At 45.5% G+C, this 10,189-nt stretch carries 6 protein-coding genes and 1 rRNA gene; all 7 read left to right on the top strand.

The annotated features are described in order from the left end of the window. Nucleotides 1-488 precede the first annotated feature (488 nt). Nucleotides 489-722, top strand: a complete 234-nt coding sequence (locus B9A32_RS20400; RefSeq protein WP_084071953.1) for a hypothetical protein — start codon at nucleotides 489-491, stop codon at nucleotides 720-722. Between the two features lie 1,061 nt (nucleotides 723-1,783). Further along, nucleotides 1,784-2,770 carry an NAD-dependent epimerase gene (locus tag B9A32_RS20390; protein WP_084071948.1) on the top strand — a complete coding sequence of 329 codons (987 nt, stop codon included), beginning with the start codon at nucleotides 1,784-1,786 and terminating at the stop codon, nucleotides 2,768-2,770. 719 nt (nucleotides 2,771-3,489) lie between these two features. Beyond that, on the top strand, nucleotides 3,490-3,723 hold the full coding sequence (locus B9A32_RS20380; RefSeq protein WP_212638043.1) for a ComEA family DNA-binding protein: 234 nt from the start codon (nucleotides 3,490-3,492) through the stop codon (nucleotides 3,721-3,723). A gap of 406 nt (nucleotides 3,724-4,129) precedes the next feature. After that, a complete protein-coding gene (locus B9A32_RS20375) occupies nucleotides 4,130-4,882 on the top strand; it encodes a DUF2760 domain-containing protein (RefSeq protein ID WP_232367250.1) in 753 nt (250 codons plus the stop codon). Between the two features lie 12 nt (nucleotides 4,883-4,894). Beyond that, the gene (locus tag B9A32_RS20370) at nucleotides 4,895-6,697 is read left to right on the top strand and encodes an Hsp70 family protein (RefSeq protein ID WP_084071942.1); all 1,803 of its coding nucleotides are present in this window, start codon (nucleotides 4,895-4,897) and stop codon (nucleotides 6,695-6,697) included. 141 nt (nucleotides 6,698-6,838) lie between these two features. Beyond that, nucleotides 6,839-9,757 (top strand): Hsp70 family protein, encoded by a 2,919-nt coding sequence (locus B9A32_RS20365; RefSeq protein WP_084071939.1) that lies wholly within the window; start codon nucleotides 6,839-6,841, stop codon nucleotides 9,755-9,757. A 369-nt stretch (nucleotides 9,758-10,126) separates the two neighbouring features. Beyond that, nucleotides 10,127-10,189: ribosomal RNA gene (locus B9A32_RS20360) — 16S ribosomal RNA — on the top strand; the annotation flags it as partial.

The following is a 10,189-nucleotide window of genomic DNA, read 5'->3' as shown; positions in this document are numbered from 1 at the left end:
TTGACCTCCTTTCGCATTTGTATGTTATGGGAATCATTATACCGCGAATGGTGATTCAACAAAACCTTTTTGGTTCTGGCTTGTCCAGGTTAGGGTATATAGCAATGTTCACTTCTTATCGGGCAGTTCTTAAATTGTTATAAATGATTTGATAAAAACGTGTCGACATGCTCGCTTTTTTGTTTGTCTTTTTGCCTTGTTCTTAGAGCCATTATAAACAAAAAGGTTTTTCGTGAATACGAATAAAATTGTACTGATTATAATGGATTTGAGGATTGGTGTCGAGGGCAGTAAAATAGGCTGGAAAGATTTATCTTTTGTGATAAAGTTGAATCGCCAAACACAATTTTTAGCAAAAGGATTTATGATGGCTCCAGCTTCAGATACCACCCCCCCCCCGCATGAATCGAACTATTTGTATGCACTTTTGTCAAGCACAATGTTGCATCCTTATCCAACATGCCATGCAATCCCGGATGGAAGTAGACTTGGCAATCAAGAAAAACCCCGAGCTTTTCCCGGCTAAAATGATTTCCGAGTACAAAATGAAAGAGATTAAATTCTCAAAAAAAATGAAAATTAAAACCAGAAGAATATTGGTAGACTGTGGCAGCTATACCATCAGGCTGTCTTTTGTCATGCCAGATACGGTTGGGTTTGTAGAATATGTTGAAAGTCCTCTGTTTTTACGCAAGTTTGCAGTTTTTTTTGGGGGGCTCTGATCCACTACTTTGGAAGGAATCCCATGTTTTGGTATAGGCTTGAAGCATCCCTTGGTAGAAACAGTCTTTTGGGAACAACCATCAAATCAGCAGCACTTTTACCCCGACACCTTTCTGCTGATGGAAAGCACACCCGGCTTTTACACATTTTCATAGGCATCCGTGACCGCTCACGCAAAAAATACAAGGAAAATTTTCTGGATGTGGCTATCAGATTATGGGATTGCTTCAAGGCAGAGTCCAAAGGGGCATGGCTCCACACACTGAGGCGTAGAAGTCAAAAAGGGCGAAGTTTTACATGGGAACGCTTTGAAAAACTAATCAGATGGTTGATACCAAGAGTCAGACTGATACATCCTTTTCCAAATCTGAGGTTTCAGCGTTATTACCCGAGGTAGGAGCTGTATGAGGTAATACCTCACGTACGGATCTGTACGAGGGCCGGATAACCGGCATTCCTACCGTGACCATAGATGGCCTAATTGGTGAATTTCAATTGCCCCTCAAAGGCTTTGCTTGAGGGTAACTGGTTCATATAGCTGCCAAGGCCGTATTCTGATTCGGATCTGATCACAACGAATCTTGGAAAACACTCCTGATTTGTGGAGTATTTTATATACGATAAGATTCATCCCCTTTGATAGGCTGACTTTGGACAGCTTTCAATTGTTAGAATGGGAATCATTTTTTGGGCTTGGTTCTAACGTTGCCCAATGGATATACTCCAAACAGTCAATGATGAAAAAAATATGATAAATTCAAATGAGTTAATGATTATTGCCTGATGCGTGTTACTCAAAGTGGGCGAAATTAGAACCAAGCCCCATTTTTTTATTCCGAAATAAGCTTTCCAGTCTTGGGTGAGAGGGCATATTTCAGAACAGGAAGATCATTAAAGGACGGTTGTCGAATGCCTTGGGAATTAAGGGGGTATCGACAAAAGCATGCTATTTTCGGATGAGCCTAAAATAATATGTGTGCTTGTAAGCGATTAAAAAATCATATTTTGATGAAGTAAACTAAATTCAAATGATGTGTGTTGTAACGTTAAGGAAATAGATATGTCTATATTAATAACGGGTGTGGCAGGATTTATTGGATTTCACCTGGCGCAAGAGTTGCTAAATTTGGGAAAATCGGTTTTTGGAATTGATAATCTTAATAGTTATTATGATCCTCAATTGAAACATGATCGTCTGAAACAGCTTGAAAAAAAAGAGAGATTCGATTTTAAAGTTATGGATATTGCAAATCATAATGATATTAACGGTCTATTTGCAGAAAATGAATTTGATGTGGTGGTAAATCTTGCAGCGCAGGCCGGGGTGAGATATAGCATTGAAAATCCTATTGCATATGTAGATTCAAATCTTATTGGTTTTGCTAATATCCTGGAAGGGTGCCGCAATGCTCAGGTCGGTCATTTGGTGTATGCTTCCAGCAGTTCAGTATATGGTGCTAATCGTAAAATGCCTTTTTCTATAAAAGATAATGTGGATCATCCGGTCTCTTTATACGCTGCCACTAAAAAATCCAATGAGCTCATGGCCCACGCCTACAGTCATCTGTATCAATTACCTGTTACGGGTTTGCGATTTTTTACGGTGTATGGTCCTTGGGGGCGACCAGACATGGCATATTATAAATTCACTAGGGCCATTATGGCAGGAGAACCCATTGATGTGTATAATAACGGTCACATGAAGCGTGATTTTACTTATATTGATGATATTGTGCAGGGGGTGATAAAGCTAATGGCGCTGCCACCCGCACCCAATGAAAATATCTATGGGGCTGGCACATCTGCCCCCTGCAGCATTTATAATATAGGAAATAATCAGCCCGTGGAATTAATAAGATTTATTGAAATCCTCGAAACACTTCTCGGAAAAAAAGCCATAAAAAACATGCTGCCCATGCAGCCCGGGGATGTGCTTGCCACCTATGCAGATATCTCCGAATTGACAGCCCGCATTGGATTTGCACCCCAAACTGCCCTTGAAAAAGGGCTTGAGAGTTTTGTAAAGTGGTATAAAGCCTATTTTTAATGAAAAGAATTGGCATGATTTGTTCTCATTTTACTTATTTCAAATTTTGCCTCAAATTGGAGCATCACTTTTTAAAAAGTGTAAAATTTTTCCACAAACATCCCAAATTCTTGTCGTTGAAGGTACTCAAAGCAAAAAAACGAAATTTTTTGGCACCGTTAATGCGTTCCAAGGTTTTTTTGTAAAAAGCCCCACATATACCAATCAAGGGCTTTTTGAAAGGATTAGATTATGGGTTTATGCAACTTTAAGATTTGACTTGCTATTTCTTTAAACGTTTAGGGTAAAGGATGCTTAAATACGCTAAATTAATAAATTCAGGGCTTCTCAAGATTGATTGTAATTGTATAATGTATAAAAACTTGACTTTTGGATTTCTTTTGGTTAGTTAAGTGACAAGCGGTTCTTTTTTTATTCATGAAAGCAGCCGCCTGCAATGAAAAACAGGAAAGCACTTCCATTGTATGTTGTCGGCTTTTGTTTAATCCCCGGTATGTCTGAATTGTTTTTTTATCTCGATTTCTCTTTGTTCTCAGAATTATTCAGAAGCCTTGGGGTCAGAATAAAGATCCGTCCGTGGCGCTTGTCATCAATGCAGCAGCGGATGGAATACAGCTGACTCCCTTATTGATTGACAATTTTAACTATCTAAAATGGGGGAATTGAATATGACATTTGTGCAAAAAACAGTAATAATGACGATCTTGAGTCTCTTTCTGATGATCTCAGGTGTTACCATGGTTTCAGCCATGGAAAAAGTGAATATTAATACCGCAAGCGCTGAAGAACTCACTGTCTTAAAAAATGTGGGTCCCAAAACCGCCCAGGCCATCATTGTTTACCGTGAAGCCCATCAGGGATTTAAAACACCTGAGGAAATCATGGAAATTAAAGGCGTGGGAGAAAAAACCTTTCAGGCCAATAAGGATATGATTGTTATCAACGATGAATAGCCATTGATGGATGTCCAGTATCATAAAATGATTTGAACCCTTAATGGCTCACCCATTGAAAAGTGCTTTCCTGCCCTTTACATAAAACAAATTAAAGACACCGGGTTCAGATTCTAAATATTTCTGTTTCATGTCATGACTTTTTGTTACTCCTTTCATACTTGTGTTCTGCATGTTTCTCCATAAAAATGAAAAACCTGCCCGCATCCTTGAAATCCATCCTGCCGACCCCCTTGATAAACCCAAAATTTGTGTTATTATCTGGTTTCGGTTCTAATTCCGGCCACCCCAACACGTCATGGATCCGCATTATGACAGGTTGCCGACATTGAGATACGCCCAGAAAACCACAGGAGAACATAATAACTTGGATAAATCAGCAAAATTTTCCCGCCGGTCTTTTACAATGATTTTTTTATTCATGACCATGCTTGCCGCTGTGATCACCGGGGGCTGTTACTATGGTCTGCAATACCTGCTGGCCGCCTTGTCTTCGGATGGGGGAAATTCTTTAATATTACCCCTCATTAACATTGAAGTAACGGTGAGTTCCCTGCCACAATTATCAGAATTCCTGCAACTTTTGATCACCTCCTTTGTTTCCTGGGTGATCCCGGCCATGGCGGTGATATTTCTGTTTCTCACTTTGGTGATGTGGTTGTTACTCAAAATCGGTGTCTCCGGTCTTTTTAAAAAAATGGATGTGGCATCGGAACCGGAGCAGGAAACAGGAAAAAGACAAAAAGATCCTGCACAACAGCGCCTGGATCAGGAACGAAAAAGACGCATGTTTTTACACATGCTTTCTGTGCTCCAGAGGGAAGGGCGGTTGCTGGATTTTTTTGGAGAAGATTTAAGTTTGTATGATGATGAGCAGATCGGTGCTGCCGTCAGAAGCGTCCAGGAAGACTGCAAAGCTGCCATGGATAAATATATCGCACCGGCTCCGGTTCTGGATCAGGAAGAGGGGGATGAAATTGAAATTGAACCCGGGTTTGATCCCAACGCTGTAAAACTCACCGGTAATGTGGCAGGGGAGCCGCCTTTTAAAGGGGTGCTAAGACATAGAGGATGGAAAGCCGCCAGAAAAGAGGTTCCTCAACTGGCAGATGTTTTGGATTCCGGTATCATTGTGCCCGCAGAAGTTGAAATTGAATAAAGGGAGTATTTTGTGGAAAAAGCCCGATATATAGTCGGTATTGACCTTGGCACCACCAACACAGTGGTGGCCTGGACCGATGCTGAAAAAGATGACGCATCCCGGATCAATGTTTTTAAGATACCCCAGCTCACCGAGGCAGGTGTGCTGGATACACGGGATGCCTTGCCCTCCTTTCTTTATCTTAAAGAAAAAAGTGAAATAGAATCTCCGTCATTTGCCCTGCCGTGGTGTCAGGATGAAGCGGCCGCTGTGGGGGAGTTTGCCAGAAACAGAGGGGCCGAAGTCCCTGGAAAACTGATATCTTCTGCCAAATCCTGGTTGTGCAATGCCGCCGTGGACAGGGAAGGAGCCATACTTCCCTGGGAGGTCACCGGTTCCGGGGAAAAAATTTCTCCGGTGGAGGCTTCCAGCAGAATTTTATCCCACATCCGGGATGCCTGGAATCATGAAATGGCATTGGATGATCCGGAACTTGTTCTGGAAAAACAACACATTTATCTCACCGTGCCGGCCTCCTTTGATGCCGTTGCCCGGGAGCTCACCGTCACGGCTGCAAAGCAGGCCGGGTTCAATGACATCATTCTCATTGAAGAACCCCAGGCAGCTTTTTATTCCTGGCTGGATCAGTCCGGTGAGTCCTGGCGGGACAGCGTTGAAAAAGGAGATCTGGTACTGGTGTGTGATGTGGGCGGGGGTACCAGTGATTTCAGTCTCATTGAAGTTAAGGAAAATGATGAGGGTGCCCTTGATCTGGAACGGGTGGCAGTGGGGGATCACCTGCTTGTGGGGGGAGATAACATTGATCTTGCCCTTTCCTATTTCCTTGCCCACCAATTAAAGGAAAAGAAAAAAAAGCTGGATGCCTGGCAAATGAGGGGCCTGGTTCATTCCTGCCGCAATGCCAAGGAGAATCTGTTTTCTGACCAGGGTGTGGAAAAATATCCTGTTACAATTTTGGGCAGAGGGTCCGGTTTGATTAAAGGTACCATCAAGGCCAGTCTGGATTTGAAAGATGTGGAGCAGGTGGTGCTGGATGGTTTTTTCCCCCGGTGTGCCCTGACAGATGAGCCCATGGCTGCCACGGCCATGGGCATGAAGGAATTTGGTCTTTCCTATGAGGCAGACCCCGGTATCACCCGACATCTGGCCCGCTTTGTCTCCTCCCACAGGGATGACGCTGGCAATGTAAAGTTACCCACAGTGGTGGTGTTTAACGGCGGGGTTATGAAGTCCACCCTCATGCGTCGGCGGGTTTTGGATGTGCTGTCAGCCTGGAAGGAAGGTGTGGGCCAGGGGAGCATTCGGGAAGTGGATGCCATTGATTTTGATCTTTCCGTGGCCCGGGGAGCCGCCTATTACGGCCAGGCATCCCAGGGGGACGGGGTTCGTATCCGTGCCGGTCTTGGTCAATCCTATTACATGGCCATTGAAGCATCCATGCCTGCGGTGCCCGGTATTCCCATGCCCACAAGGGCCCTTTGTATTGCCCCCTTTGGCATGGAAGAAGGCACCCAGGCTGAATCCCGGGATCGATTGTTTAACCTGGTGGTGGGGGAGACGGTGACCTTTGACATATTGACTTCATCCACCCGCAAAGAGGATGGGGTCGGCGAAGTCATTGACAACTGGGAGGATATGGACATAAGAGAGATGTCCACCATTGAGACCCATCTGGAAGGGGAAGACCAGGCCTTAATCCCGGTAACCTTTGAAGTAAAGGTCACTGAGATCGGGACCCTTGAATTCTGGGCCTGCTCCCGGGATGATGATAAAAAATGGCGCCTTGAGCTCAATGTGCGCCCTAAGGATTAAAAACCTGTTTTTAAAATATCTCATTGTATTAAAAAATAGTTGAGAAGGGGGCGAGTCAGCGATGAGACCGGTATATCTCTGTCGGAATCAGTCAAATTTCCCCTTTGAAATAATTTTTAATCGGTCGCTAAGGGAATAAATTTGGATTTTCAGGATAAAAGATATGTTGTGGGCATAGATCTTGGCACCACAAATTCAGCGGTTTCTTTTGTGGACCTTGCCACCCTGTCCGCCGGGGATAAAAAACGCCCCATTAAGATGTTTAAAGTGCCCCAGCTCACCGGTGCCGGAGAATTTACACCTGTGCCTGTGCTGCCGTCATTTCTTTACATTCCCGGTGAGTATGACATTTCCCGGAAATCTTTAAAGCATCCCTGGAAGCGGGAAAAGGATCAATTTGTCGGTGTCTTTGCCCGGGATCATGGGGGAGCGGTGCCTTCCCGTTTGGTATCGTCGGCCAAAAGCTGGCTGTGCCACGCCCGGGCCGACCGTCAGGCAAAAATTTTGCCCTGGGGGGCACAGGGGGTGGAGAAAATTTCCCCGGTGGAAACCACTGCGGAATTTTTACGCCATATTAAGAAGTCCTGGAACCATTTTGTAAAGGATGAAGATCTTTTCCTTGAAAATCAGTTCACCGTGATCACCGTACCTGCATCATTTGATGAAGAGGCCCGGGAGTTTACCTTGGAGGCGGCCCGCATGGCAGGCCTGGGTAACCGTGTTACCTTGCTGGAAGAACCCCTTGCTGCTTTTTATGCATGGCTCATCCGCCATGAACATGACTGGCAACAGTTTGTCAAGCCCGATGATTTGATCCTGGTGTGCGATGTGGGCGGGGGCACCACAGATTTTACCCTCATCACCTTGAAAGCATCCCAGGGAAGTCCCCGTTTTGAGCGTCTTGCCGTGGGGGATCACCTTATTCTGGGGGGGGATAACATTGATCTTGCCCTGGCCCGGTATGTTGAATCACAATTTTCCCAGAAAAGTGCTTTGTCCGGGGACAAATGGAAAACCCTGTGTCATAAATGCCGTAGTGCCAAGGAACAAATTCTGGAAAAGGGTGAAGAGCGCGTAAGGATCACCCTGAAAGGGGAGGGTCGTTCTCTCATTGCCGGTACCCTGGCCGCAGACCTCACCCGGGATGCCGTGAAAAATATATTGTGCAACGGTTTTTTTCCCGATGTCACCCCGGAAACAGATGCCCGTAAAAAAAAGGGCAAGGCCATGGCGGAGTTTGGGCTTCCCTACGAGCAGGAGCCTGCCATCACCCGTCACATCGGCTGGTTCCTTGAAAAGCACAGGCAAGATGTCATTGACCTCTTGGGAAAGCCCCCCATACCAGATTTGATTCTTTTTAATGGCGGTTCCCTGAAGCCGTCCCTTCTCCAAGACAGGACCCGCTCCGCCATTCGATCGTGGTTTGCCATGGACGATGATACACTTCCCGGTGTGTTGGAGAACGGTGAACCTGATCTGTCCGTGGCTCTGGGAGCTTCCTACTATGGCTTGGTAAAACAGGGCACCGGCGTCCGTGTGGGAAGCGGCAGCCCCAGGAGCTATTATATTGGCATTGCCGCAGAAGAAAGACGACCAGATGCCGGTGTCGCTAACCCTCCCCTGGAATCCCAGGATGTCACTGTTGTTGATGGGGCAATCCTTAATGGAGAATTTGCAAATGGGGATGGCTCATTTGCCGCCGGTAATCATGGGGGGCATACCAATGGAGGGGGCACTGGAAATTCAGCCCGTGCCCTTTGTGTGGTGGAGAGGGGACTGGATGAAGGGTCCACCATTGTGTTGCCGCAGATGTCCTTTGAGGTTTTGACCAATCAGCCGGTGAGCTTTGATATGTTCAGTTCAAGTTTCAGATCCGGTGATAGAAGTGGGGATGTGGTTGTGGTGGATGACACCCTCACACCCATGACACCCCTTCAAACGGTGATTCGATTTGGAAAAAAGGATGAGAAACGTCGCATTCCTGTGACCATAGAGCCGGAATACACTGAACTTGGTACCCTTGCCATGTGGTGTAAATCTTGTATCAGCTCCCACCGGTGGAAACTGCAATTTCAATTGCGGGATGTCCAGGGGGTGCTGGAAACCCGGGAAACCGAAGTTTTTGATGAGGACCAGGTGGCCCGGGCACTGAAATCTGTGACATCGGCTTTTTCCAACAAACAAGACATAAAAAAAGTACAACAACTTACAAAGTCCATTGAATCCATTCTGGGGCAGAAAAAAGGGGCTTGGTCTCTCTCTTTTTTGCGACGCATGGCTGATGTTCTGATTGAGCGCTCTGAAACTCGGAAGCTTAGCCCGGCCCATGAGGTGAAATGGCTTAATTTGATGGGGTTTTGCATTCGACCGGGATTTGGGGACGCCTTTGATGAAGAACGGGTGAGAAAACTGTGGAAAATTTATTTGGGTGGCCTCATTTTTCCTAAATCCAGACAAAACGCTGTGGATTGGTGGATTTTTTGTCGGCGTATTGCCGGGGGGCTCACCGCAGGGCAGCAGCGTCAATTTTTCCAGGACATCTCATCCCTGGTGTCAGGGGGAAGTGCCGCCAAAAAAATGCCGCCCCAGGAGATGACAGAGATGTGGATGGCCGCGGCCAACATGGAGCGTCTTCTGGTAAAAGATAAGGTGGTATTGGGCAGAAAGTTGCTCAATGGTATGAAGCCTGCCAAGACCCCCCGTCAGCATTTGTGGGCTGTATCCCGCCTGGGTGCCAGGGAATTGCTCTATGGGTCAGTGGATCGGGTGATATCTGCCCGGGAGGTGGGGGCCTGGGTGCAGAAGTTAATGAAAATGTCCTGGACACAGAAAGAGCCGGTGGTTTTGGCTGTGGCCCAAATGGTTAGAAAAACCGATGACCGCACCCGGGATCTGTCCAGGGAGATGGTTGATGATATTTTTCCATGGTTTGAGAATATGGGGGCAGGAAAAGAAGCGGTTGCCATGGTAAAACAGGCAATCCCCATTGAATCCCGGGAAGAAAGCCAGATCTATGGAGAAAGTCTCCCCCAGGGATTGATATTGACCAATACAAAATAATTGCCACGGGCAAATTCTGTTTTGATTTCGTTTTACCCACAACGAAGGAGGAAAATCTTATGATTCCAAGGTTTTGGGGATGAATTTTGTATGAAAAGGATAGATAATATTATATTATTCAGGAGGGTAAAAAATGAGTGCCTGGCATTGCCGAAATTATTTTTTAAAAAATGTTTGACAACGCTGAAAAACTCATGTAGTTTTATTGAGTCTTCTTGAGACGGGAATCTTGTTCGGCAGGGCGACCTTTTCAAAAAGATTTTTTTAGTTTTTAAGAATTTGATCTTTGAAAATCGGTTAGTGAATGAATTGAGTAAAAAGATGTTTTAAGTGCAGGCAAGCACATAAAAAAACATTTTAAAAGAATTATAACTGGAGAGTTTGATTCTGGCTCAGAATGAACGCTGGCGGCGTGCTTAACACATGCAAGTC

The organism is Desulfocicer vacuolatum DSM 3385 (assembly GCF_900176365.1).
GTDB classification, from domain to species: Bacteria; Desulfobacterota; Desulfobacteria; order Desulfobacterales; family Desulfobacteraceae; genus Desulfocicer; species Desulfocicer vacuolatum.
This window is presented reverse-complemented; position numbering and strand designations above follow the sequence as displayed.

Bases quoted from the DNA above. Each gene is read 5' to 3' on its own strand.
- B9A32_RS20390 (WP_084071948.1), top strand. From the start codon at position 1,784: ATGTCTATATTAATAACGGGTGTGGCAGGATTTATTGGATTTCACCTG.
- B9A32_RS20375 (WP_232367250.1), top strand. From the start codon at position 4,130: ATGATTTTTTTATTCATGACCATGCTTGCCGCTGTGATCACCGGGGGC.
- B9A32_RS20380 (WP_212638043.1), top strand. From the start codon at position 3,490: ATGATCTCAGGTGTTACCATGGTTTCAGCCATGGAAAAAGTGAATATT.